This window comes from Sphaerisporangium rhizosphaerae (genome assembly GCF_042665155.1).
Classification (GTDB): Bacteria; Actinomycetota; Actinomycetes; order Streptosporangiales; family Streptosporangiaceae; genus Sphaerisporangium; species Sphaerisporangium rhizosphaerae.
Map to the genome: position 1 here is coordinate 1 of NZ_JBHTCG010000056.1, position 24307 is coordinate 24307.

The window sequence follows — 24307 nt, forward strand, 5'->3', positions numbered from 1 at the left end:
GCACCGGCAGATCCAGGAGATCCTGCGCTGGTCACGGTGGCGCCGTCGACACCAGCATCAAGCCAGACGATCCCACTACCAGCGGAGATCCCAACGCTGATCTCAAAAGGTCACTGGAGTACTAGGCTGGAACGCGTGAACGAGCCGCGCCCCCCGGATCCCACTCCGCTGGAGACCAAGGACGCCGTGACGATCATCGCGGGCACGGGCCTGTGGGTGGTCGCGCTGGTCGTGCTGCTCATCCTCCGCCCGTCCCCCGACCACCAGTGGTGGATCTGGACGTGCGTGGCCGGCGTGGGCCTGGGCATCTTCGGGTACTGGTTCGTCCGCCGTCGCGACCGGCGCGCCGCACGCGCCGAGACGGCCCCGGACGGCGCCCGCGACGACGCCTCCGTCCCCGGCCGCACCCCGTCCTGAAAGCCCCGGCCGGAGACCGAAAGACCGGAAGCCGGACGGACCGGCCTGGCCTGACCGGAAACCAGACGGCCCGGCCTGGCCTGGCCTGAGGCTGGACCGAACGACCTGGCTGCGCCCGTCCTGCAAGGCCGGACGGGAAGCCTGCGGCCGGAGGAAAGCCCCGCCCCGGGCACGAGAGCCCGAGGCCGGAGGCGGTTCTGGGGCCGACGTCTACTACGGCCCGGGCTGGGGGTCCCCTGACCGCGCCCCCGTCGGGAGAGTCAGGGGGCGCGGCGCAAGGGTGGGGCCGTACGGCGGGGGTCAGCCGTCGAGGTCGGCCTCGGCGAGGAGAAGCGGCACGGCCTGCGGGTCGCGCAGCAGGGCGGCGACCGCGAGCCGGTCCCCCCACTGCCCGCTCGCCCAGGCCAGCCCGCGGGCGAGGCCCTCGACTCCGCTCGCGTGGACGACGCCCTCGTGGAACCGCCACGGCACCGGCACGCCGTCCACGGTCAGCTCGGCGTGCTCGACGTAGCTCGACGGCGACGAGGGCAGCAGCGAGCGCACCTGCGCGGGCACCGGCCGTTCGCTCCCGGACGAGGTGATCTCCGCGGCGACCTCCTCGCCGATCACCGGCAGGTCGAGAAGCTCCGACAGCGCTTCTGCCAGGTCGAACGGGGCCAGCACGAGCGGGCGGGAGGCCACCAGCGGCAGCAGGTCGGGCGCCTCGACGACGACCGGACCGCCCGTGGCGGTCAGCCCTTCGGGAACCGGGCCGCCGTTGCCGCCGACGGGATGCCCGTCCTCGGCGTCGGCGACGACGATCTCGCCGTTCAGCACGGCCCGGACGGCGGTGGGCGGCGCCACCCTGGCGGGCTCCACGGCCGCGAGGGCCATCCACAGCGACCGGAGCTGGGCCCGGTCGACCTCCAGCGACGGGTCGGCCAGCAGGTCGAGCAGTTCGTCGGGACCGCCGTGGGAGGCCAGCAGCTCGGCCAGCGTCGTGCGCACGCCGATGAGCGCGAGCGCCGTTTCGTCCATCCCCTGGGGGGCGTCGCCGTACAGGCCGTACAGCAGCGGGTCGCCGGAGGGCAGGCGCAGCGAGGTGGGCCGTCCGCCGTCGAGCACGGGGTGACGTGACAGCCACCAGGCGGTGTAGGAGGGCACCTCGACGACCTCGCCGGCGACCAGCGCGCGCAGCGGCTGGAGCGCGGCGCGCAGCGGCGGACGCGACAGCAGCGCCAGCGCCGAGGGCCATTCGGCGACGTACTCCAGGTCGCGGATCGCGGCGAACTCGCGCGCGACCGGCGGCACGTCGGCTTCGGGCAGCAGGTCGAGCACGGCCTCCAGCCATTCGTCCTCGGCGTCGAGGTCGTGGTCGCACTCGTCGGGGTCGAGCAGCACGTCGGAGTCGTTGACCACGGCGAAGCCGTCCAGCACGCCGGCGGCCGACAGCACGCGCGAGCCGTAGCGCTCGACCAGGTCGGGGGCGGCGACGCCGAACGGGACGTCCTGGTCGATCAGCTTGGCCAGCGACCCCTCGCCGAGCAGCAGCTCTCCCGCGGGGTACAGCTCGCCGTCGGCTCCGCGCAGGGCCAGCGCCGACAGCCACGGGGCCTCGCCGGCCGACAGCCCGGCGGCGTCGACCAGCGCGAGCACGGCCTGCGCCACGGGCTCGGGGTCGGCGCTGTCGAGCGACTCCGAGACGGTGGCGCGGGTCAGCGGGTCCTCAAGCACGCTCCTCGGGGTCGCCTCGGCGGCGCCGAGCCGCAGCAGCAGCGGGTGGGCGGCCTCGGGGTGGACGACGCGCAGCCCGAGCGGGCCGAGGAGCGCGGGGTCCAGGGAGGACCCCTCGCTGAGCAGCAGCGTGCCGCGCGGGCCGCGCACGAGGCGGCCGTCGGCGAGCGGGACGGGTACGGCGCCGAGGGCCTCGCGGTCGTCGGCGGGCACCACGTCGTACAGCGACCGCCACCAGCCCGGGGTGGTGTCCTCCACGGCGTCGCCGGACAGCAGGTCGATCACGTCGGACAGCTCCAGGCGCCGGACGCCCAGGGCGTTCAGGGCCGGGTGCCGCGACGCCCACCCGGCCGGCAGCAGGCCGGGCACCACGTACGCGATCTTGTCGAGGAACTCGGCGGGACCGGCCACGACCGACGCCTGCCGGCCGGACACGACGTACGGCGCCTCGCCCTCGGCGGGCGCGGCCTGCGCGGCCGGTGTCCGCGTCCCGGCGTCCTTGGCGTCCCCGGTGCCGCCCTGGTCGGCGGGCGGGGAGAGCGCCGGGAGCAGCGGGGTGTCGGGCAGGCGGCGCAGGATGGCCCGCCGGATCGCCGCGTCCAGCTCGGCCTTGCCCATCAGCCCGGGAACCAGGTCGAGCAGGCGGGGGGTGCGCGGCAGCGTGGCGAGCAGCCGCAGGTAGGTCTCGGCGGCCCGCTCTACCAGGAAGTCGGTGAGCGGTCCCGCGGCGACGTGCCGCCGGTCGGTGGCCAGGGGGAAGGTGGCGATGAGCAGCGCGGGCAGGTCCAGGGGCTCGTCGCTCGGCGTCGGGGCGTGCACCACCGGGGCGACGTCCTTGGGCAGGTCGCCGTGGGCGGCGGGGACGGCCCAGCGGACCAGCCAGGTGGGGCGGGCGCGCTCTTCGGTGGGACGTCCGGCGAACAGCTCGGCGACCTGCTCGGGGGTGAAGCGGCCGGACTCCTCGACCACCTGCCAGCCGTCGGCGGTGACCGTGCGCGTCTCGCCGCCGGCCTCGATCTCGATCACCGTGAGCGCGGGCATGGCGAGCATCAGCGCCGGGCCGGTCTCGTCGAGCATCTGGCGCACGGCCGGTTCGACGGTCGGGTCGCGCAGGGGCAGGCGCACGACGGTGTCGAAGCCGTCCGGCACAGGCACCGGCCCGGCCTCGAACGGCAGGCGCAGCAGCGGCACGTGCCCGCCGCGGACGCCCAGCTCGGTGGCCAGGGCGGGCTCGGCGGCGACGAGCGCGGCGGTCTCGGACCGCGACCAGCGGACCGCGCCGGTCGCCCGGGAGGCGATCACCGGCTCGTCGCAGACCGACACGACGGCCGCGAAGCCGACGCCGAACCGGCCGATGGAGCCGGTCTCGTCGCGCTTGGCGGACACCCGGAGCGTGGCGAGTCCTTCGACGCCGGACTCGTCCAGCGGGGCTCCGGTGTTGGCGGCGCTCAGAACGCCGTCGCGCAGGGTCAGCCGCAGCCGCCCGGGGACGCCCGCGCGCGCGGCGGCGTCGGCGGCGTTCTGCGCCAGTTCGACGATCAGGCGGTCGCGGTAGCCGCCGAGGGCGAAGTCCTCCTCGGCGTTGGCGTCCTCGCGGAAGCGCGCGGGCGAGGCCGTCCACGCGGCGAGGACGGTGTCGCGCATGCGTTCGGTGCCAAAGATGTCAGTCACCAGTCATGTCCAAAGGTGGAGGAGACGGGCCGGCCGCCCCCGTGCCGGCGATCGGATGGTTCGCGGCCTGCGACCCCGGGGACGACGCCCCAGGACCACGGCCCTGTGCAACGTCCCCCCGAAGCCCATGGCGCGGGGAACGGCATCCCCGGATCCACGACCCTGAGGAACGACACCCCCGGACCTACGACCCCGTGGGACGGGACCTCCGGGCCTATGACCCTGAGGAATCGCGTCCCCGGGCCACGACCTTGAGGGATGCCGGTGGCCCCGGGGCCGGCCGGTGAGGGGGCCGGACGGCGTGCCCGGTGACCGGCCGCCTTCACCGGGACGCGGCCGGCGGTCAGGAATGGCCGAGCGGCTCGGCGCCTTCGTCGTCGACCGACCCCGCGGCGGGGACGCTCTCCTCGGGCATCAGGTCGTAGCCGAGATCGTCCAGGATGGGCATCGGCTGCTCGGCGGAGGGGGGAGCGATCACGGCGGCCTCGGAGTGCGCGCCGCACCCGTGGTCGGCGGCGACGACCTTGCCGTCGTCGGGCGCGTACTCGTTGGCGCAGACGCCGAAGCCCAGGCGCAGCGCGCCGGCGAGCGGCCAGTAGAAGCCGCAGGTGGAGCACTGCGCGGGCGCGGCATGGGCGAGCGGGGTGTGCGGGCCGGAGTCGCCGGCGTGCCAGCGGTGCACGGCGCGGTCACGCCCGATCGCCGACAGGACCCGAGCCCGGCCGAGGCCGTACTCGAAGATCATCTGCCGGTCGGCGTCGTCGTCGGTCTCGGTGAACCCGGGCGCGAGGCGGTCGTCGTCGTCGGAGGTCGGCAGCAGGTCGCCGACGCCGAGGTCGCCGGGGAGCAGTCGCTCGCTCCACGGCACCCAGGCCGGCGGGAGCAGCGCGCCCGCACCCGGCAGCAGCACGGTCTCGCTGATGGTCACGTTACGCGCGCGGGAGGCACGGGTCACGGTGATGGCCCAGCGCCAGCCGCGGTAAGCGCGGTCGAGACAGGCGAAGTAGTGCGTGACGACGCGCTCACCCTCGGCCTGGAAACCGAGATGCTCGCCCACCTCGCCGGGGCGGGCGATCTCCTCGGCGGCGGCCCGCGCCGGCTCCACGGCTGCGGCGCAAGCCTGGTCGGCGGTGAAGGTGCGGGAACGAGTGCGGTTCACATGTCAATTCTCACCCATGCGGCGAGCGGACATCACGCGTATGGGTCGGGTAAGACTGGAAACCGAAGCGGCACGCCATCAACCGGAAGATCCACCGCCAAGGAACCGCCCGCACCGACTCGCCCGCCCGGGCCACGGGCACCTGAGTAGACAAGAACGCGGACGGGCCGGGCGGCGGAGATCCCCGGCGGCGACGAGCGAGCAGGAAGGGGAAACGCGTGCGACGTCCGGCCACCGGTACGAGCACCGGCGCTTCCCCCGCAGGCGTGTGATGGCGGCGTCCTGGCATCGTGGGCGGGCATCGCTGGGGCGCGCGGGGCGCGCCGTGGCGGACGCGGGCCGCGGCGCCGTCCGCGCCGGTCGCTCGGCCGCCCGTAACACCGCGGGCGCGGGACGGTCGGTCGCCCGTGGGACGGCGCGCGCCGGCCGTGGGATGGGGCGGGCGACGCGCAAGCTGACCCACGCCCAGGGCGCCGGCCGCACCGGGCTGGGCCGCCTGATCGAGCTGACGGCGGCCCACAGCGCCGGGGACGCGCTCATCACGGTCGGCCTGGCCGGCACGCTGCTGTTCGGCCTGCCCGTGGACCAGGCGCGCGGCCAGGTCGCGCTGTACCTGCTGATCACGATGGTGCCGTTCGCCGTGGTGGCGCCGTTCGTCGGGCCGGTCCTCGACCGGTTCCGGTCGGGGCGCCGGTACGTCATGGCGGGCACGCTGTTCGCGCGGGGGCTGCTCTGCTGGGCCATGGCGGCGGCGATCGGCCCGGCCGACGGGCTGACGCTGTTCCCCGCCGCACTGGCCGTCCTGGTGCTGTCGAAGGCCTACAACGTCTCGCGGGCCGCCATCATGCCGAGCGTGCTGCCCGCCGACATCACGCTGGTCACGGCGAACGCGCGGGTGGCGCTGTTCTCGCTGGTGAGCGCCGCGCTCGCGGCGCCGGTGGCGGTCGGCCTGACCGCGTGGCCGGGCGCCGCCTGGCTGCTGCGCGTCACCATGGTGATCTTCCTGGTGGCGGGGGTGGCCGCCGTACGGCTGCCCCGCCACGTCGACGCCCCCGATCTCGACCTGGACGACGAGGCCGCCGAGGAGATCGCGGACGGCGCCGCGAGCGAGCCCCCGGACGGCCGCGCCGCCGACCACCCGGAGGGTCAGGCCGGTGGGCCGCCGGACGATGACGGCGACAGGGCCAGGCTCAGGGACGGTGACGGCGACCGGGCCGGGCTCAGGAGCGGCGACCAGGGCGGGAGCAGGGCCGGGCGTGGCAGGGGGCGGGCGCGCTGGCGCACGCTGCTCAACGTGGGGCCGGTGGTGTCCGAGGCGATGCAGGCCAACGCCGCCATCCGCGTCCTGTCCGGCTTCCTGATCTTCTTCCTGCTCTTCCTCGTGCAGGACGGGAACATCCGGGGCACCGGCCTGCCCGAGCAGGTCATGATCGCGATTCTGGCGGGCGGCGCCGGGGCGGGCGGCCTGCTCGGCGCGGCGGTCGCGTCCTGGACGCGCGGTCGCTCCCCGCAGCTCATCGCGCTGATCGCGCTGGCGTTCTCCACGGTCGCGGTGGGGGCGGCGGCGTTCTTCTTCTCGTTGTGGACGGCCGTCGGGGTGGCGCTGGTCGCGGGTCTCGCCCAGGAGATCGGCAAGCTGGCGCTGGACGCGACCGTCCAACGGGAGATCGGCGAGGAGGTCCGGTCCTCCACCTTCGGCGTCGTGGAGGCGCTGCTGCAGATCGCCTGGGTGGGCGGCGGCCTGGCCGGGCTGATGTTGTCGCTGCTCTCGGGCCCCTCGGCCGGTCCCGTGGGCCTGGCGGTGGTGACGGCCGCGCTGGCCGCCGCGCTGCTCTGGCTGGTCCTCACGCGGCGCCGGCGGCTGCGCGCCCACACCGAGCGCGTCCTCGCCGAGCACGGGCCCGGCTCACCCGGCGCCAAGCTTGGAACGACCAAGCCGTTGACCAATCCCCATCACTGAGGCGCGCCTGTGGGCGGGCATGACGGTGAGGCCCCATCGTGACCTTGATGAATGGGGCGGGGAGAGGAGCGCGGACGCCTGCGCTCAGGCGTCGATGTCGTCGGCGACGGCCCGCAGCACCGTCGCGATCTTCTTGGCGTGCGCGGCGTCGGGGTGCTTGCCCCTTTGGTACGAATTAGAGACGTCATCGAGCAGTTTGATCAGGTCCTCGACGATGACGACGAGTTCGTCCGGCTTCTTGCGCTTACCTTTCGGCTTCACGGTCTTGGCGAGCGTCGGCGGCTGCTCCAGTACGCGGACCGAAAGCGCCTGCTGGCCACGGCGGCCCTCGGCCACGCCGAACTCGACCTTCTGACCCGGCTTGAGCGCTTCCGTGCCTTTGGGAAGCGCTGATGAATGTACGAACACCTCTCCGCCGTCGTCGCGGGTGAGGAATCCGAAGCCCTTGTCAGCGTCGTACCACTTGACCTTGCCAGTAGGCACAGGGGTGACCTCGTTCAGACTGTCATGAATGGTAATGGATGTAGGTTATGCCCACCGGGGGCATCACATGACCGTCGAAACGGCCCTGATTTCCGGGCTCCGCGAGACGCACCAGGCGTTGTACCAGCTTCCGAAGCGCGTCAGATCGGGCAGCACCACATCAGCTCCGTGATCTTGCAGCGCCTGCTCGGTGTACGGGCCCGTCGCCACGGCGACGCTCACCGCGCGCCCCGCCCGGGCCGCCTCGATGTCGGCCACGTGGTCTCCGACATAGGCGGCGGCGCCGAAGCGGGAGATCGCCACGCCCTTGGCCGCGCCGAACACCGATCCCACCACCTCGTCGACGTCCAGGCCCAGCGTCTCGACGGTCCGGCCGGCCCCGACGATGTGCTTGCCGGTGACCACGATGACCCGCCCGCCGCGCCGGCGGACCTCCGCGACGGCCTCGGCGGCTCCGGCCATCGGCGTGGTCATCGCGACCGCGACGTCCGGATACAGGGAGCGGTACAGGGCCGCGGCGGCCGGGACCGCCTCCGCCGGCAGCCAGTGGGCCAGCTCCTGCTCCAGCGGCGGGCCGAGCCGTTCGACCACGACGGCGGTGTCGATCGGCACGCCGAGACGGCGCGCCACCTCCTCGTACACCGCCGCGATCCCGGCGCGGGTGTCGGCGAGCGTCAGGTCAAGGTCGAATCCCACAGAACACACCCTTGAAGGATGCCAAATGGACGGCACCCCGCGAACCCCTACGGCTCGGGCGACCCGCGACGCCGATTCGACGGGAACTGACACACTTTGACCACATAAGGTCGGGGCCGGAGGTGACCACGGGCAATGACCAGATCGACGCGCGAACGGATCATCGACGAGTCCCTCAGGCTCTTCGCCGAGCGCGGCTACTCGGCGACGTCGGTCGCCGAGATCGAGGCCGCCTCAGGGCTGTCCCCCGGGGCCGGCGGCCTGTACCGGCATTTCCGGTCCAAGTACGAGGTGCTGGCGGCCGCGATCAACGAGCACGCCGCCCGCACCCGTTCACAGGTCACCGAGGCGCTGGTCGAGGTGGAGGCCGTCGGCACGTCGATACCGATCGAGGAGCGGCTGGACCGCCTGTGCCGGGCCGGGCTGGCCAAGGTCCGCGACGAGAGCCGGCTCACCCGCGTCTTCTTCCGCGACCTCAGCCAGTTCCCCGAGCTGGTCGCCGTCGTCCGCGAGGGCCTGCTCCAGCCCATGTTCGACGCGATCACGACGTGGTTCCGCACCCAGCCGGAGTACGCGGACGCCGACCTCGACTGGCCGGCGATCGGCGCCGTGCTGGGGGGCGCGGTGGTGCACTACCGGCTGTTCCAGGAGACCGTCGGCGAGCCTCCGGGACGGGCCGACCGCGACCGTTTCGTCGCCTCGTGGGTGCGCCTGTCGCTCGGGCTGATCAGCGCAGGACGCCCAGCGTCTGCCGCCGGGGTGGCGGAGGTGGCGGGTTGAACAGGCGATAGGCCAGCCAGGCCACGCCGCCTGCCGCGCCCAGCATGAACATCAGCCCGCTGACGTGCCAGAACGAGGTGACGAACGCCGTGAAGCCGTCGCCGGGCGTCTCAGGGGCCCGCAGGGCGCCGAGCAGGACGCCGCCCACGACATAGGCCATGATCGGCGTGAACAGCCCCGTCATCCGGTCTTTGAACACCCACGCGTCGCAGGACAGCACCGTCAGCGCGGCCAGCGCCCACACCAGCACGGGCACGGGGAAGATCGCGATGGACGGCAGGGGAAACGGCACCAGCAGGCCCGACAGCAACAGCAGGGCCATGCCCACGACGGCGCGGCGGTCGTTGGCCAGGACGGTCCGCGCGTCGCGCCCGTCGGCGGCCTTGGGCACGGCCATCGCGCCCCGGCCGAACCGGCGCAGCAGCGGAGCCGGCGCGTCGCGCGGCACGGGACGGCGCGCTCCGGGGGCGGCGCCGCGAGGCAGCGGGCGCGGGGGCCTCGGCGGGCGGGGCGGCCGCACGGGACCCACCGGCCGGTCGTCGTCCACCACGGCGGGAAGGACCTCGGTCGCCGAGTCGCCGAACTCGTCGCCGGCGGCGGAACCGACGACAGGACCGGTCGCGGGGCCGGAGACCGGCACCGGGGGGAAGACCGACGTGGCGGCCTCCTCCACCGGCGCGACCGGCGGGCCCTCGGCGCCGTCCGGGCCGGGCCCCCCGCCCTGGGGCGACACGGAGGAGGCGGACGACGGGGAGCCGGGCCGTACGGAACCGGGCCGCGTGGACCCGGCGGCCGGACGCGACAGGGACGAAGGAGGGGACAGAGACGAAGGCCGGGACACGGCCCCAGGACGGCCGCCGCGGACGCCGCCGGGACGCCGCACGCCGGCGGCCCGCCGGGCGGGCTCAGGCTCGGCGCCGGTCAGCCGCGCGACCTCCCGCTGCAGCAGGACCGCGGGATCGCCGAACCGGGCGAGCACTCTGCGCACGGCCGCCGGGTCTTCGCTGCCCCGGCGTTCCTCCTCGATGCGTGCGCGCAACCGCTGCACGAAGTCGAGGCGCTGATCGGTGCGGAGCACGCCGTGGGCGGCGTCCGCCACCTTGGCGACGTACTCGAGGACCAGCTGATCGGCGCGCTCGATCACTCTCGCCATACTGCCCCAGCGCTCCGGCCCGCGCACCGTTTCGCGGAAATGACCATCCTCACCGCTCCCCATGCCTCGCCCTCGCGCCTCCCTTCCGGACGCCGCCGCGGCCGGGTGCGGGCGAACACCGGTGATCAGGCTGGCGTACGACGGCCCATGGGCTCCTACCATGGAGGGGACGCTCCCACGGCGTGGGGCGTGCGGCGGATGCCGGTGGACAGGGGGTTCGGTGGAGCGATGAACACCGAGTTCACCGATTGGCTGCGCGGCCTCGGCGACGACCGGCTGCGGGCCCTGGTCGCGGCCCGTCCCGAGCTCATCACCCCGGTTCCCGCGCACGTCGAGGGCCTGGCGATCCGGGCGACCAGCCCGTCGGCCACCGGCAGGGCTTTGGACCGGCTCGACCGCTTCGCCCTGGCCGTGGTCGAGACGCTGCTGGTCATGACCGCCGAGGACGGTCCCGGCCTGTCGCAGGACGACCTGCGCGCGGCGATGGCCGGCGCGGTGCCCGAGCAGGATGCCGCGCGGCTGGACGGGCCGCTGCGCGAGGCCGTCGACGGGCTGCTGTCGCTCGGCCTGGTCTTCGGCCCCGCCTCGGCCCTGCGGCTGGCCCCTGGCGTGCGGGACGTCTCGGAGTCCCCTGCCGGGCTCGGGCCGCCGGTGGCCGAGGTGTTCCGGCACCACCCGCCCGAACGGCTGCGCGAGCTGATCCAGGCCATCCACCGCGGCGACACCGGCCGCGAGGAGGCCGTCCCCGAGCGCCTGGCGGGCCTGCTCGCCGAGGGCGGCATCGTCGAGCGCCTGCTGGGCGACGTCGGCCCGCAGGCCCGCGCCGCGCTGGAGGAGCTCGCGTGGGGCCCGCCGACCGGCCGCCTGCCCAACGCCCGGCGTGAGGTCACCGTGGCCACCGCGCAGTCGCCGATCGAGCAGTTGCTCGCCCGGGGCCTGCTCGCCGCGACCGGCGAAGAGAGCGTCGTCCTGCCTCGTGAGGTCGCGCTGGTGCTGCGCGGCGGGCGGGTGCACCGCGACCTGCGCCCCTGCGCCCCGCCGCTGGAGGGCGCCGAACGCGACCGGTCCCTGGCCGACCGCACGGCCGCCGGCCAGGCGTTCACCTTCGTGCGCATGGTCGAGGAGCTGTGCGAGCACTGGAGCGTGGACGGGCCGGGCGTTCTGCGCGCGGGCGGCGTCGCCGTGCGCGACCTGAAGCGCACCGCGCAGCTTCTCGACCTGCCCGAGTGGACGGCCGCCCTGGTGGTGGAGGTCGCCTACGCCGCGGGCCTGGTGGCCTCCAGCGCGCCGGTGGACGGCGAGTGGCTGCCCACGACCGGCTACGACGTCTGGCGGGTGAAGGCGACCGAGGACCGCTGGGAGGTGCTGGCGTCGAACTGGCTGGCCGGTGACCGCGTGCCCGGCCTGGTCGGCGAGCGTGACGACCGCGACCGCCTGCTGAACGTCCTGCATCCCGAGCTGCGCCGTCCGGCCGCGGCGGAGGTGCGGCTGCGGACGCTGCGGGTGCTCGCCTCGGCCGCCGCGGGGCTCGCCCCCTCCGCCGCCTCGGTGCGCGAGCGGCTGGCGTTCGAGCAGCCCCGCCGCCGGGGCGCCTACCGCGACCGGCTGGTCGACTTCACCCTGCGCGAGGCCGAGCAGCTCGGGCTCACCGGGCTCGGCGCGCTGTCCCGCTTCGGCCGCGTGCTGCTCCCACCGGCCACCGCGGGCGAGCCCGCCCGGCTGCTGGCGCCGCTGCTGCCCGAGCCGGTCGACCACGTGCTGCTCCAGGCCGACCTGACGGCCGTCGCGCCGGGTCCGCTCACCAGCGACCTGGGACGCTGGCTGTCGCTGGCCGCCGACGTCGAGTCCAAGGGCGGCGCGACGGTCTACCGGTTCGGCGAGGAGTCGGTCCGGCGGGCGCTGGACGCCGGGTCCAGCGCGGACGAGCTCCTCACCACGCTCGAGAGGCATTCCACGACGCCGGTGCCGCAGCCGCTGCGCTACCTGGTGGCCGACGTCGCCCGCAGGCACGGCCGCGTCCGGGTCGGCACGGCGGGCTCCTACGTGCGCTGCGACGACCCGGCCGTGCTGGACGAGGTGATGGCCGACAAGCGCGCCGTGCCGCTGCGGCTGCGCCGGCTCGCGCCCACGGTGATCGCCTCGCGCAGCTCGCGGGCCGTGGTGGTCGACACGCTGCGGGCCCTCGGGTACTCCCCGGTCGCCGAGTCGTCCGAGGGCGACGTGCTGGTGACCCGGGCCGACGCCAAGCGCACCGAGCGCCCGCCGGCGGCCCGCCCCGCGCCGGGCGCGGCCGGTCCCGAGGCCGACGTGGTGGCGGCGGCCGTCCGGGCGATCAGGGCCGGCGACGACGCCCACCAAGCGCGCAGGCAGACGGTGGCGGCCCCCGACGGGCAGGTGCCGCGTTCTCCTTCGACGGGCACGGTGATGGCGCTGCAGGAGGCCATCCGGCAGGGCACGCGCGTCTGGATCGGCTACATGGACTCCCAGGGGCACGCCACCAGCCGCATCCTGGAGCCGGCCCGCATGGAGGGCGGCTATCTGACGGCCTACGACGAGACGCGCGCGGCGGTCCACCGGTTCGCGCTGCACCGCATCACGGGCGTCGCCGACGTCAACTGACGGGCGCCCGCGCCGTCCAGGGGGATCACGTTCCCGGCATTGCCAGGGCACGACAACCCCATGGCGTGGTAAATGTTGATCAGCTCCACCATCATCAGAATTGAGACGATCTTGAGCAGCGGCACTCCCGAGCCCGCCGGGCACTCCCCGAACGGCTGGCAGAGTCCCCCCGGATCGCAGGACGGCAACGGCGGCCCGTCGTCGCCTTACGACCAGGGATACGGCCGGCAGCAGTACGGCGGACCGACGCCGTACGACCAGAGCGGCCCCGCGCAGCAGCCCTACGACGCGTACGGCACGCCGGGGCAGGGGTCCTACGACCAGCAGCCCTACGGCTCCCCCGGGCAGCAGCCCTACGGCGCGCCCGCGCGGCAGGCCTATGACGCCTACGGTGCCGGGGGACAGCCGTACGACCAGCAGCAGTACGGCGCCGCGGGGCAACCGTACGACCAGCAGTACGGCGCCTCCGGGCAGCCGTCGTACCCGGCCGGCGGGCAGCAGCCCTACGGCCAGCCGGGCTACGGCCAGCCGGGCTACGGCGACCCCGGTTACGCCCAGCAGGGTTATGGCCAGCCCGGTTACGGACAGCCCGGGTACGACCAGCAGTACGGGTACGCGACCCCCTACCCGCCCTACGGTCACCCGGCCAGGCCGGCGGGCGACGGGCCTCGCACCCACGCCATCGTCGCCCTGGTCATCAGCATCGTGCTGGCCATGAGCTGCTATGTCTCGCTGGGTGGCATCGCCGGAGCCGTGCTGTCCGGCATCGCGCTCGGCAAGGCGGACACCGAACCCGACCGCGCGCGGTCGCTGCTGAAGTGGGGCTGGGTCGCCATCGGCGTCAACATCGGCCTGGTGATCATCGGCGTCGCCGTCATCATCGTCATCGGCGTCACCTCCAGTTGACCGCGAGGCGCCCTCGCCGCACGGCGGCGGGGCGCCCGCGGCCCCGGACATCTCCCGCGCAACGCCGTAGCGGCGTCAAGGCGCGGGAAAGCGGGACTGATCCGGGCCGCCGTCTTGTTGGATAAGCGGACGGGACCGCCGGCACGGTGGCCGTACGCGAACCCCAGGAGATCGAAACGTGTCTGATGGCCCGCTGATCGTCCAGTCGGACAAGACGCTGCTGCTCGAGGTCGAGCACGAGAGGGCGGACGACTGCCGCAAGGCGATCGCGCCGTTCGCCGAGCTCGAGCGGGCGCCCGAGCACGTCCACACCTATCGCGTCACCCCGCTCGCGCTGTGGAACGCCAGGGCCGCCGGGCATGACGCCGAGCAGGTCATCGACGCGCTGATCGGCTTCAGCCGCTACCCGGTGCCGCACGCCCTGCTGGTCGACATCGCCGAGACGATGTCCCGGTACGGCAGGCTCCGCCTGGAGAAGAGCGACCACCACGGCCTGACGCTGACCAGCACCGACAAGGCCGTGCTGGAAGAGGTGCTGCGGTCCAGGAAGATCCAGCCGATGCTGGGCGAGCGCATCGGCGAGGACGTCGTGGCGGTGCACCCGAGCGAGCGCGGCAACATCAAGCAGGCCCTGCTGAAGATCGGCTGGCCGGCCGAGGACCTCGCGGGGTACGTCGACGGCGAGCACCACCCGATCACGCTGGCCGAGGATGGCTGGCACCTGCGCCCCTACCAGCGGGAAGCGGCCGACGCCTTCTGGCACGGCGGTTCGGGGGTCGTGGTGCTGCCGTGCGGCGCCGGCAAGACCCTCGTCGGCGCGGCGGCGATGGCGCACGCCGAGGCGACCACGCTGATCCTGGTGACCAACACCGTCTCCGCCCACCAGTGGAAGCAGGAGCTGCTCAAGCGCACCTCGCTCACCGAGAGCGAGATCGGCGAGTACACCGGGACCAAGAAGGAGATCCGCCCGGTCACCATCGCCACCTACCAGGTGATGACGACCCGCCGCCAGGGCGTGTACCGGCACCTGGAGCTGTTCGACGCCCGCGACTGGGGCCTGGTCATCTACGACGAGGTGCACCTGCTGCCCGCGCCGATCTTCCGAATGACCGCCGACCTGCAGGCCAGGCGGCGGGTCGGGCTGACCGCGACGCTGGTCCGCGAGGACGGCCGCGAGGGGGACGTGTTCTCCCTCATCGGCCCCAAGCGGTACGACGCGCCCTGGAAGGAGATGGAGAACCAGGGCTGGATCGCGCCGGCCGACTGCGTGGAGGTGCGGGTCACCCTCACCGACCAGGAGCGGCTGGCCTACGCCATGGCCGAGCCCGAGGAGCGCTACCGCTTCTGCGCGACGACCCCGTCCAAGGCGCACGTCACCGAGACGCTGGTGCGGCGGCACGCGGGCGAGCAGGTGCTGGTCATCGGCCAGTACATCGACCAGCTGGACGAGCTGGCCGAGCACCTCGACGCGCCGGTGATCAAGGGGGAGACGCGGGTCAAGGAACGCGAGCGGCTGTTCCAGGCGTTCCGCGACAAGGAGATCAAGGTGCTGGTGGTCTCCAAGGTGGCGAACTTCTCGATCGACCTGCCGGAGGCGTCGGTGGCCATCCAGGTGTCGGGGACGTTCGGATCGCGCCAGGAGGAGGCGCAGCGGCTCGGCCGGGTGCTGCGCCCGAAGGCGAGCGGCGGGGGCGCGCGCTTCTACTCCGTGGTCAGCCGGGACACCGTCGACCAGGACTTCGCGGCGCACCGCCAGCGGTTCCTGGCCGAGCAGGGGTACGCGTACCAGATCATCGACGCGGACGACGTGCTCGCCAGCGAGTGATCTTCGCTGAGCGGCACGCCGCCGACCCCCCAACCCGTCCCAGGAAAGGCTCCCCCCAGGCGACGGGCATTCAGGTCCAGGAAATACCGTGGGCCCTGTTCAACCACATCACCCCCTCGCTTATTGGCTGCCTCGGCGCCAACTGCGACATACCCCCATGATTCAATCGAATCACAAGGTTTGTCCCGCTTTTTCAGGATTTTGAGAGAAGCTAACGCAACGTGTCGGCCAGATCACCGACCGACTAACCCGCCGACGTAAAGCACGGCCAGGGCTATTAGCCAGGAAGCGGTCGCGATTCCCACAAGTATCAGCGACTTTTCTGGATATCTGCGCATTAGGGGTGGCAGAAGACCGCCCGCCGTGCCGATGGCCCCGAGGAACGCGAAGAGGCCGGACAGCATCGACACCAGGGTCAGGCGGTCCATGCACGCGTCCGGCATCTCGCCGGTCCCGCAGAACGCCGCCAGCCCCCAGCCCGCGAAGACCGACAAGGTCCACAGGCCGCCGAGCAGCGTGTTCGCAAGAGCGGGAATGACCGGGGACACCGCCACCGGGGCTCGCATCGTCACCCTCACTCGAGTACCCAAAGGTCAAGACCAGGCAAACTCCGCACAAGCGTCGCATCGTACGCCCGTCGCTCCGGCGCGGCCGACGAGCACGCACCCCGAGCGACGTAAGCATATAAGCTTGTGGGTTCGCTGCCTTTGTCAACCACCTCCGTCCCTCAAGGAGCGCTTCGGCATGCCCGGACACCAATTGGCCCCCGACATATCCGGCGACGACTCCACCAGTCACCCAGACGATCCCGCCGGCGTGCTGCGGGCGGAACGCGACCACCTGACCGCCTCCCGCGCCGCGCTGCGCGCCATGCGCGAACACGCCCAGTCGCTGTCCGCCGACGCCGCCGGCGACTGGGTCTCCCAGCAGGTGCTGCAGGGCCTGCTGGACCAGCGGGTCGCCGCCCTGGCCGACCACCCCGACACCCCGCTGTTCTTCGGCCGCCTCGACCGGGCCGGCGACGACGACCTGCCCCTGACCATCCACGTCGGCCGCCGCCACGTGCACGACGACCACAGCCGGCCCCTGGTGATCGACTGGCGTGCGCCGGTCTCCCGCGCCTTCTACCAGGCGCGCCCGTCCGACCCGATGGGCGTGCTGCGCCGCAGGCGGTTCGGCTTCCACGGCGGCGAGCTGACCGCCTACGAGGACGAGCCCCTCGACCAGGGCGCCACGCTCCAGGAGTCGCGCATCCTCACCGAGGAGATCGAGCGGCCGCGCACCGGCCCCATGCGCGACATCGTCGCCACGATCCAGCCCGACCAGGACGAGATCGTCCGCGCCGAGGTCACCCAGACCGTCTGCGTGCAGGGCGCGCCCGGCACCGGGAAGACCGCCGTCGGCCTGCACCGCGCGGCCTACCTGCTGTTCACCCACCGCGAGAAGCTCGCCCGGTCCGGCGTGATGATCATCGGCCCGAACCGCGCCTTCCTCTCCTACATCTCCTCCGTCCTGCCCGCCCTCGGCGAGGTGAAGGTCGACCAGACCACCGTCGCCGGCATCCTCGGCGACCACGCCGCCCCCGAGGCGCCGGCCGTCGCGGCGCTCAAGGGCGACGCCCGCATGGCGCCGGTGCTCCGCCGGGCGTTGTGGCTGCACATCAGCAAGCCCGAGGAGGGCCTGCTGATCACCCGGGGCGTCAACCGCTTCCGCGTCCCCGACCACGAGGTGCGCGAGATCGTCGCCTCGCTGCGCGGCACCACCCGGTACGGCCCGGGGCGCGCCGCCCTGGCCCAGCGGCTCGCGCACGCGGTGCTGGTGCGCATGGAACAGCGCGGGGAGTCCCCCGACGACCGGGTGCAGGACGCCGTGGCCAGGTCCAAGCCCGTCAAGCAGCTCATCGACCAGATCTGGCCCCGGGTGACGCCCCAGCAGGTGCTGTTCCGGCTGCTCTCCGACGGCGACTTCCTCGCCGCCGCCGCCGCGAAGTCCGATCTGACGGCGGAGGAGTGCCAGAGGCTGCTCTGGGCCAAGCCCGCCCGGTCGTGGAAGTCCGCCCGATGGTCCGCCGCCGACGCCGCCCTGCTGGACGAGCTGGCCGACCTCATCGAGCGCACCCCCACCCTCGGGCACGTGGTCGTGGACGAGGCGCAGGACCTGTCGGCCATGCAACTGCGCGCGCTCGGCCGCCGCTGCCGCACCGGCTCGGCGACCGTCCTCGGCGACCTCGCCCAGGGCACCACCCCGTGGTCGGCCCGGTCCTGGGAGGAGGTGCTCGGCCACCTCGGCTTCACCGAAGGCGCGGTGACCGAGCTGACCCTCGGCTTCCGCGTCCCCCGCGAGGTGCTCGACTTCGCCGCCCGCCTGCTCCCCTCGGTCGCCCCCACGCTCGCCGCCCCGAGGTCGCTGCGCCCCGGCGCCGGGTCGCTGTCCCTGCGCCGCACCGCCGACCTGGACGCCGGCCTGGCCGCGGCCGCCCGCGAGGCCGCCGAGCGCGAGGGCTCCATCGGCGTGATCGCCGCCGACGCCTCGACCGACGCCGTCGCTGCCGTCCTGGCCGCCACGGGCCTCCCGCACGACCTGCTCGGCCCGGACGGGGTCCCCGAGCAGCGCGTCTCGGTGATCCCGGCCTCACTCGCCAAGGGCCTGGAGTACGACCACGTCATCGTCGTCGAGCCCGCCGACATCGCCGAGGCCGAGGAGCGCGGCCTCGCCCGCCTCTACGTCGTCCTCACCCGGGCCGTCACCTCCCTCACCGTCCTGCACACCCGCGACCTGCCCGCCGAACTCACCTGACCCCGACGCCGATTAGTGTGGCCCTCGTGACGGACGCGACTCACGGGGCTCCGACGGTACGGACCGGGACGGCGCAGGACCTGGAGGCGGTGCTGGCGTTCTGGTCCCACGCCGCCGAGGGCACCGACCGGCGTGACAGCGAGCCGGCCCTGCGGCGGCTGATCGAGCGCGACCCCGAGGCCCTGCTGATCGCGGAGCTGGACGGGCGCATGGTGGGCACGGTGATCGCGGGATGGGACGGATGGCGCTGCCACCTGTACCGGCTGGCCGTCGATCCCGCCCACCGCCGCAGAGGCATCGCCCGCTTCCTGCTGGACACCGCCGAGAAGCGCTTCGCCGAGCACGGCGGGATGCGGGCCGACGCGATGGTCCTGGACGACAACACGCTCGCCCACCACGCCTGGACCGCGGCCGGCTACGTCCGCCAGCCGCAGTGGGGCCGCTGGGTCAAGCCGCTGTGACCCCGCCGCGCCGCGGTCACCCCTGCTGACCCGGCCGCACGCCCCGGCGAACGTGGGGCGGCCCCATAGGTGGTGCCGCCCCATTTTCCGTGCCTAGGATCGGGCACATGGAAGAACGGCTCGGCCTGCGCGAACGCAAGAAGCGCGAGACGCGGCAGCGCATCGCCGACATCGCCATGGGCCTGTTCATGATGCGCGGGTTCGACAACGTGACCGTGGCCGAGGTGGCCCGGGTGGCCGACGTCTCCGTCAACACGGTGTTCAACTACTTCAGGACCAAGGAAGACCTCTTCCTCGACCGCCAGGACGCCTTCGTCGAGCAGCCCAGCCGCATCGTCCGCGAGCGGCGCCCCGGCGAGTCGGTGATCGAGGCGCTGCGCCGCGACTACCTCCAGGCGCTCGACGAGGGCGACTGGCGCTCCGGGCTGAACGAGGGGGCCGAGGTCGTCACCCGCATGATCGACCAGAGCCCCTCGTTGCTGGCCCGCATGCGCGAGCTGTCCGAACGCCGGGAGGAGCGCCTGGCCGAGACCCTGGCGGAGGTGACCGGCGCCGCCGAGGACGACGTCATGCCGGTGCTGGCCGCCGCCCAGATCTGCGCGGTCACCCGGCGGCTGGCGGCGGACGGCGTGCGCCGCAAGGCGGCGGGGGAAGGCCACGAGCAGGTCGTCGCCGGCGTCCGCGCCCAGGCCCTGCTCGCCTTCGACCTGCTGGAGAAGGGCCTCGGCCGCTACGGCGCCGGCTGAGCCTCGCGGCTCACCGGCGCCGCCGTTCCGCGTCCCCCGGTTCACGTACTCCGTCCCCCGGTTCACGTACCCCCCGCTCCCCGTTCCCCGTGCCCCGGTTCCGTTCCCCGTTCCCCGTTCCCCGGTTCCGTGCCCGTTCCCCTCGGTGCGTGTTCCCCGTCCTCGCCGGGTTCGCGTGCCCGGTTCGCTCCCCGGTTCCCTTCCTCGCCCCGTGCGGCTTCCCCGCGTCCCCGTGAGTGTCAGGCGGTCAGCTGGTGCAGGTGGCCAGCGCGGTCAGGCCGCTCCACGCCGCGGAGCCGTTCTGCGCGGTGATGGTCAGGATGTGGCGGTGGAAGGGGTCGGAGGAGGTGTCCAGCGAGGTGCCGGTCACGGTGACCCCGGCCTTGGGGGTGAAGGCGACGGTGCCAAGGAGCATGGTCGGCGCGTAGGACGGGCAGACCAGCAGCATCGACGTGGTGGCGCCGGGAGCGATCGAGGCGTAGTTGGAGATCTTCGCGGTGGTGGCGGCGAAGGCGGGGCCGGTGACGGCCAGCAGCCCTCCGGCCAGAGCGGTGGCGGCGGCGACGGCGCGGAGGCTGTGACGGATCTTCATGACGTTCTCCTTGGATCGGTGGTGTTCTGGACGCGTGCCCGCCGCTCTTCCGGCCGGTCGCCGCGTCCCGATGAACCAAGAGTGTCCGGGCGGGCTGGGAGGCCGCTTAAGATCGCCTTGGCCGTATCCCGCCAGGTCGCCGCCGCGCTGGGAATCGGCTAACGCCGCTGGTCGCCGGTGTCCGCGTCCGGTGCGCCGAGCCAGGTGGCCAGGGCCTTCTCCAGCGCGCCGCGGTCGTCGCCGCCCTGCTCGCCGGCCCAGGCGACGATCCCGTCGGGCCGCAGGAACAGCCCGGTGAGCTCGGGACGCTCGTCCGCGCCCGCGGCGAGCACGGTCATCCGGTCGCGGTGGCCCTCGGCCAGGTCGCGCAGCTCGCCCTTGGGGTCCAGCAGCAGCGCCCTGCCGTCGTGCAGGTGGTCGGCCAGCCGCGATCCGTCGGACAGCTCCAGGTCGGGGGCACTGGCGCCGACCAGCGCGTGGTCGCCCGGCAGGTCGTACCGCTGCCAGACGCCGGAGATCTTCTTGGCGAAGTAGGTGGTGCCGGTGACGGTCTCGACCAGGTCGTTCACGACGCTCCGCAGGGCCCTGGCGCGGGGATCGGGGCGCATCAGCGCGACCTGGGCGCGGGTCCAGTCCAGCACCCAGGCCCCGATCGGGTGCCGTTCGGCGGTGTAGGTGTCGAGCAGGTCGTGCGGCGCCCAGCCGCGCACGGTCGCGGCGAGCTTCCAGCCCAGGTTCACCGCGTCGCCGAGACCGAGGTTCAGCCCTTGGCCGCCGAACGGCGAGTGCACGTGCGCGGCGTCGCCGGCGAGCAGCACCCGGCCCAGCCGGTAGGTGGAGGCCTGGCGCGCGTTGTCGGTGAAGCGGGTGGCGGTCTTGATCGCGGTCACGGTCACCTCGACGCCGGTGACGTGCCGGATCGCCTCCTGCAGCTCCTCGCGGGTGACGGGGGTGTCGCGGTCGGCGCGCGGACCGGTGAACTGGACGGTGAGGATGCGTCCCGGGACGGGACCGTGCGCGTACACGCCGGTCGGGGTGGCGTGCCAGCCGACGCCCAGGGCCTCGGCGCCCTCCATCTCGCCGAGGACCTGGTAGGCGGTGATCTCGGGGTCGGTGCCGGGGAAGTCGAAGCCGGCGAGCTTCCTGACGACGCTCCGCCCCCCGTCGCAGCCGACCAGCCAGCGGGCCCGCACCCGGCCCGCGCTCGTCGAGACGGTGACGCCCTCGTCGTCGGCCGACAGATCGGTCAGCTCGACGCCCCGCCGCACCTGGACGCCCAGCCGCGCGGCGTGCTCGCCGAGGATGCCCTCGATCTGCTGCTGGTTGACCAGGCCGATGTCCCCGGCCGGGCCGTGGCCGGCGAGGTCGGGGTCGGCGTCGTCGAGCCGGGCCGCGTCCAGCATGATGCCGGCGAAGTGCCCGGCGAACTTCGGCGGCGTCCGCGGCGCCCGCGGAGGCGGCGCCTCCTCGGAGGCGCCGGCCGTTGCCGCCCGTCCGTCCCCGGCGCCCTCGCGGTGGGCGGCCTGCTGCCGCATGAAGGCGGCGAAATGCTCGAGGTTGCGCTCCTGGGCCTCGCGGAGCGCCGGGAGCATGCCGCGCCGGTACAGCGCCTCGACGCTCGGCAGGTTGAGCGCTCCTGCCTTGATCGTGGGGTCCACCTCCGTGAGCCGCTCGACCACCATGGCCGAGACGCCCCCGAGCGCGAGCTCGCAGGCCAGCATCAGCCCCACCGGACCGCCCCCGGCCACCACCACGTCCACGTCGTACGACATGCCGCCTCCACTTCGGTTCCTTGGCTAAAAACTTACTGTAGCAGTAGTTTTTTAGCCACTATATTGGACGACGTGGACACCGACCTCGGGCTTCGTGAACGCAAGAAGCGGCAGACCCGGCAGCTGATCTCGGACGTGGCCTCCGGCCTGTTCCTCATGCGCGGGTTCGACAACGTCACGGTGGCCGAGGTGGCGGAGGCGGCGAACGTCTCGGCCAAGACCGTGTTCAACTACTTCCCGCGCAAGGAGGACCTGTTCCTCGACCGGGTCCCCGAGGTGGTCGAGCTGGTCACCCGGGCGGTCCGCGACCGGCCCGAGGGCCGCCCGCCACTGGCGGCGCTGCGCCGTCTGATCTTCGAGCTGCTGCGGAGCGGTCATGCCCTGTCGGGCATCAGGGAAGGTCAGCAGGCCTTCTGGCAGGTCATCCTGGACTCCCCGGCGCTGCGGGCCAGGGTGCGGGAGGCACTGGAGGACCTGGAGGCGCTGATCGCCGCCCTGCTCGCGGAGGCGACCGGCGCCGGCCCCGGCGACGCCGGCCCTGGCGACGCCGGCCCTGGCGACGCCGATGCCGGATCCCGTGACGTCCACGGCGGCGCCGGCTCAGGGGACATCGGTGGCGGCGCCGACTCATGGGACGTCGATGCCGAGCTGGCCGCCGCGCTCTTCCTGGCCGCCTACCGCACGGTGTACGTCGCGAGCGCGCGGCGGATGATGGCCGGGGAGCGCGCGGCCGAGGTCATGCCCGACCACCTGGCCCTGCTGGAGCGGGCGTTCGACGCCGTCGAGCGGGCCTGCCCCGGCTTCTGAGGGGAGCCCGCGCCGCAAGGACGAGCCCGCGCGGACGCCGAAAGGGCCGCCCCCGGACGAATCCGGGAGCGGCCCTTTCGATGTGGCGTGAGCCGGAGGCTCAGAAGTCCATGTCGCCGCCGCCGGGCATGGCGGGAGCGGCAGGGGTCTTCTCGGGCTTCTCGGCGATGACGGCCTCGGTGGTGAGGAAGAGCGCCGCGATGGAGGCGGCGTTCTGCAGCGCCGAACGGGTGACCTTGGCCGGGTCGATGATGCCGGACTCGAGCATGTTGACGTACTCGCCGGTCGCGGCGTTGAGGCCGACGCCCGTCTCGAGGTTGCGCACACGCTCGACCACGACGCCGCCCTCAAGGCCGGCGTTGACGGCGATCTGCTTCAGCGGCTCCTCGAGCGCCTTGCGGACGATCGCGGCACCGGTGGCCTCGTCGTTGAACAGCTCGAGCTTGTCGAAGGCCTTGGCGCCCGCCTGGAGCAGGGCCACGCCACCGCCGGGCACGATGCCCTCCTCGACGGCCGCCTTGGCGTTGCGCACGGCGTCCTCGATGCGGTGCTTGCGCTCCTTGAGCTCGACCTCGGTCGCCGCGCCGGCCTTGATGACGGCGACGCCGCCGGCCAGCTTGGCCAGACGCTCCTGGAGCTTCTCGCGGTCGTAGTCGGAGTCGGTGTTCTCGATCTCGGCGCGGATCTGGTTGACCCGGCCGGCGATCTGCTCGGGATCGCCCGCACCGTCGACGATGGTGGTCTCGTCCTTGGTGATGATGACCTGGCGCGCGCGGCCGAGCAGGTCGAGGGTGGCGGTCTCGAGCTTGAGGCCCACGTCCTCGCTGATCGGCTGGCCACCGGTGAGGATGGCGATGTCGCCGAGCATGGCCTTGCGGCGGTCGCCGAAGCCGGGGGCCTTGACGGCCACGGACTTGAACAGGCCGCGGATCTTGTTGACGACCAGGGTGGCCAGGGCCTCGCCCTCGACGTCCTCAGCGATGATCACCAGCGGCTTGCCGGCCTGCACGACCTTGTCGAGCAGCGGGAGGAGGTCCTTGTTGGCCGACACCTTGGAGTTGACGATCAGGAGGTAGGGGTCGTCGAGGACCGCCTCCATGCGCTCCGGGTCGGTCACGAAGTAACCGGAGATGTAGCCCTTGTCGAAGCGCATGCCCTCGGTGAGCTCGAGCTCCAGGCCGAAGGCGTTGCTCTCCTCGACGGTGATGACGCCTTCTTTGCCGACCTTGTCCATGGCCTCGGCGATCATCTCGCCGATCTGGGTGTCGCCGGCGGAGATGGAGGCGGTGGAGGCGATCTGCTCCTTGGTCTCCACATCCTTGGCGATCTTGGAGAGCTCCTCGCTGACGCGCTCGACGGCGGCCTCGATGCCCTTCTTCAGGGACATCGGGTTGGCGCCGGCGGCGACGTTGCGCAGGCCCTCGCGTACCAGCGCCTGGGCGAGCACGGTGGCGGTGGTGGTGCCGTCACCCGCGACGTCGTCGGTCTTCTTCGCGACCTCCTTGACGAGCTCGGCCCCGATCTTCTCCCACGGGTCCTCGAGCTCGATCTCCTTGGCGATGGAGACACCGTCGTTGGTGATGGTGGGAGCGCCCCACTTCTTCTCCAGCACGACGTTGCGGCCCTTGGGACCCAAGGTCACCTTGACGGCATCGGCGAGCTGGTTCATACCGCGCTCGAGACCGCGCCGGGCGTCCTCGTTAAACGCGATCATCTTGGCTGCCATACGGCTAGACCTCCCAGATACAGGG

At 73.3% G+C, this 24307-nt stretch carries 19 protein-coding genes; 10 read left to right on the forward strand and 9 right to left on the reverse strand.

What is annotated here, in order from left to right; all coding sequences use genetic code 11:
- The first annotated feature begins 135 nt into the window (after nucleotides 1-135).
- Complete coding sequence (locus ACFQSB_RS38870; RefSeq protein WP_354928520.1) at nucleotides 136-417, forward strand: DUF2530 domain-containing protein; 282 nt, start codon at nucleotides 136-138, stop codon at nucleotides 415-417.
- A 300-nt stretch (nucleotides 418-717) separates the two neighbouring features.
- Here ACFQSB_RS38870 and ACFQSB_RS38875 read toward each other — a convergent pair whose 3' ends face one another.
- The gene (locus ACFQSB_RS38875; RefSeq protein ID WP_380832278.1) at nucleotides 718-3801 is read right to left on the reverse strand and encodes a sacsin N-terminal ATP-binding-like domain-containing protein; all 3084 of its coding nucleotides are present in this window, start codon (nucleotides 3799-3801) and stop codon (nucleotides 718-720) included.
- A gap of 343 nt (nucleotides 3802-4144) precedes the next feature.
- Nucleotides 4145-4960 (reverse strand): DUF3027 domain-containing protein, encoded by an 816-nt coding sequence (locus ACFQSB_RS38880; RefSeq protein WP_380832280.1) that lies wholly within the window; start codon nucleotides 4958-4960, stop codon nucleotides 4145-4147.
- A gap of 325 nt (nucleotides 4961-5285) precedes the next feature.
- On the opposite strand from ACFQSB_RS38880, the gene ACFQSB_RS38885 reads away from it, so the two are divergent.
- Complete coding sequence (locus tag ACFQSB_RS38885; protein ID WP_380832282.1) at nucleotides 5286-6920, forward strand: MFS transporter; 1635 nt, start codon at nucleotides 5286-5288, stop codon at nucleotides 6918-6920.
- A gap of 84 nt (nucleotides 6921-7004) precedes the next feature.
- On the opposite strand, the gene ACFQSB_RS38890 is transcribed toward ACFQSB_RS38885, so the two are convergent.
- Complete coding sequence (locus ACFQSB_RS38890; protein WP_354845405.1) at nucleotides 7005-7403, reverse strand: cold-shock protein; 399 nt, start codon at nucleotides 7401-7403, stop codon at nucleotides 7005-7007.
- Nucleotides 7404-7466: 63 nt separating this feature from the next.
- Complete coding sequence (locus tag ACFQSB_RS38895; protein ID WP_380832284.1) at nucleotides 7467-8099, reverse strand: HAD family hydrolase; 633 nt, start codon at nucleotides 8097-8099, stop codon at nucleotides 7467-7469.
- Between the two features lie 135 nt (nucleotides 8100-8234).
- Here ACFQSB_RS38895 and ACFQSB_RS38900 point away from each other — a divergent pair, with 135 nt between their 5' ends.
- On the forward strand, nucleotides 8235-8879 hold the full coding sequence (locus tag ACFQSB_RS38900; RefSeq protein WP_380832286.1) for a TetR/AcrR family transcriptional regulator: 645 nt from the start codon (nucleotides 8235-8237) through the stop codon (nucleotides 8877-8879).
- Here ACFQSB_RS38900 and ACFQSB_RS38905 read toward each other — a convergent pair.
- Nucleotides 8827-10023 (reverse strand): hypothetical protein, encoded by a 1197-nt coding sequence (locus tag ACFQSB_RS38905; protein WP_380832287.1) that lies wholly within the window; start codon nucleotides 10021-10023, stop codon nucleotides 8827-8829. The two genes, ACFQSB_RS38900 and ACFQSB_RS38905, sit on opposite strands and share 53 nt — an antisense overlap.
- Before the next feature lie 237 nt (nucleotides 10024-10260).
- Here ACFQSB_RS38905 and ACFQSB_RS38910 point away from each other — a divergent pair, with 237 nt between their 5' ends.
- From ACFQSB_RS38910 to ACFQSB_RS38920, 3 genes are all read left to right on the forward strand, one after another.
- A complete protein-coding gene (locus ACFQSB_RS38910) occupies nucleotides 10261-12651 on the forward strand; it encodes a helicase-associated domain-containing protein (RefSeq protein ID WP_380832289.1) in 2391 nt (796 codons plus the stop codon).
- 72 nt (nucleotides 12652-12723) lie between these two features.
- Complete coding sequence (locus ACFQSB_RS38915; RefSeq protein ID WP_380832291.1) at nucleotides 12724-13557, forward strand: MgtC/SapB family protein; 834 nt, start codon at nucleotides 12724-12726, stop codon at nucleotides 13555-13557.
- A gap of 178 nt (nucleotides 13558-13735) precedes the next feature.
- On the forward strand, nucleotides 13736-15382 hold the full coding sequence (locus ACFQSB_RS38920; RefSeq protein ID WP_380832293.1) for a DNA repair helicase XPB: 1647 nt from the start codon (nucleotides 13736-13738) through the stop codon (nucleotides 15380-15382).
- 233 nt (nucleotides 15383-15615) lie between these two features.
- Here the strand turns inward: ACFQSB_RS38920 and ACFQSB_RS38925 are convergent, their stop codons facing one another.
- On the reverse strand, nucleotides 15616-15960 hold the full coding sequence (locus ACFQSB_RS38925) for a hypothetical protein (protein WP_380832295.1): 345 nt from the start codon (nucleotides 15958-15960) through the stop codon (nucleotides 15616-15618).
- A 166-nt stretch (nucleotides 15961-16126) separates the two neighbouring features.
- On the opposite strand from ACFQSB_RS38925, the gene ACFQSB_RS38930 reads away from it, so the two are divergent.
- The 3 genes from ACFQSB_RS38930 to ACFQSB_RS38940 all read left to right on the forward strand — a co-directional run bounded on the left by ACFQSB_RS38930 (nucleotide 16127) and on the right by ACFQSB_RS38940 (nucleotide 19385).
- Nucleotides 16127-18178 (forward strand): HelD family protein, encoded by a 2052-nt coding sequence (locus ACFQSB_RS38930; RefSeq protein ID WP_380832296.1) that lies wholly within the window; start codon nucleotides 16127-16129, stop codon nucleotides 18176-18178.
- A gap of 26 nt (nucleotides 18179-18204) precedes the next feature.
- Nucleotides 18205-18639, forward strand: a complete 435-nt coding sequence (locus ACFQSB_RS38935; protein WP_380832298.1) for a GNAT family N-acetyltransferase — start codon at nucleotides 18205-18207, stop codon at nucleotides 18637-18639.
- 107 nt (nucleotides 18640-18746) lie between these two features.
- A complete protein-coding gene (locus ACFQSB_RS38940; RefSeq protein WP_354845379.1) occupies nucleotides 18747-19385 on the forward strand; it encodes a TetR/AcrR family transcriptional regulator in 639 nt (212 codons plus the stop codon).
- Between the two features lie 247 nt (nucleotides 19386-19632).
- On the opposite strand, the gene ACFQSB_RS38945 is transcribed toward ACFQSB_RS38940, so the two are convergent.
- Both ACFQSB_RS38945 and ACFQSB_RS38950 read right to left on the reverse strand, forming a co-directional pair.
- Nucleotides 19633-19977, reverse strand: coding sequence for a hypothetical protein (locus ACFQSB_RS38945; protein ID WP_380832300.1), 345 nt, complete (start codon nucleotides 19975-19977; stop codon nucleotides 19633-19635).
- Between the two features lie 158 nt (nucleotides 19978-20135).
- Nucleotides 20136-21749 (reverse strand): FAD-dependent monooxygenase, encoded by a 1614-nt coding sequence (locus ACFQSB_RS38950; protein WP_380832302.1) that lies wholly within the window; start codon nucleotides 21747-21749, stop codon nucleotides 20136-20138.
- A gap of 72 nt (nucleotides 21750-21821) precedes the next feature.
- Between ACFQSB_RS38950 and ACFQSB_RS38955 the strand changes: the two genes are divergently transcribed.
- A complete protein-coding gene (locus tag ACFQSB_RS38955) occupies nucleotides 21822-22556 on the forward strand; it encodes a TetR/AcrR family transcriptional regulator (protein ID WP_380832304.1) in 735 nt (244 codons plus the stop codon).
- A gap of 100 nt (nucleotides 22557-22656) precedes the next feature.
- Here the strand turns inward: ACFQSB_RS38955 and groL are convergent, their stop codons facing one another.
- The gene (gene groL / locus ACFQSB_RS38960) at nucleotides 22657-24282 is read right to left on the reverse strand and encodes a chaperonin GroEL (RefSeq protein ID WP_380832306.1); all 1626 of its coding nucleotides are present in this window, start codon (nucleotides 24280-24282) and stop codon (nucleotides 22657-22659) included.
- Nucleotides 24283-24307 lie beyond the last annotated feature (25 nt).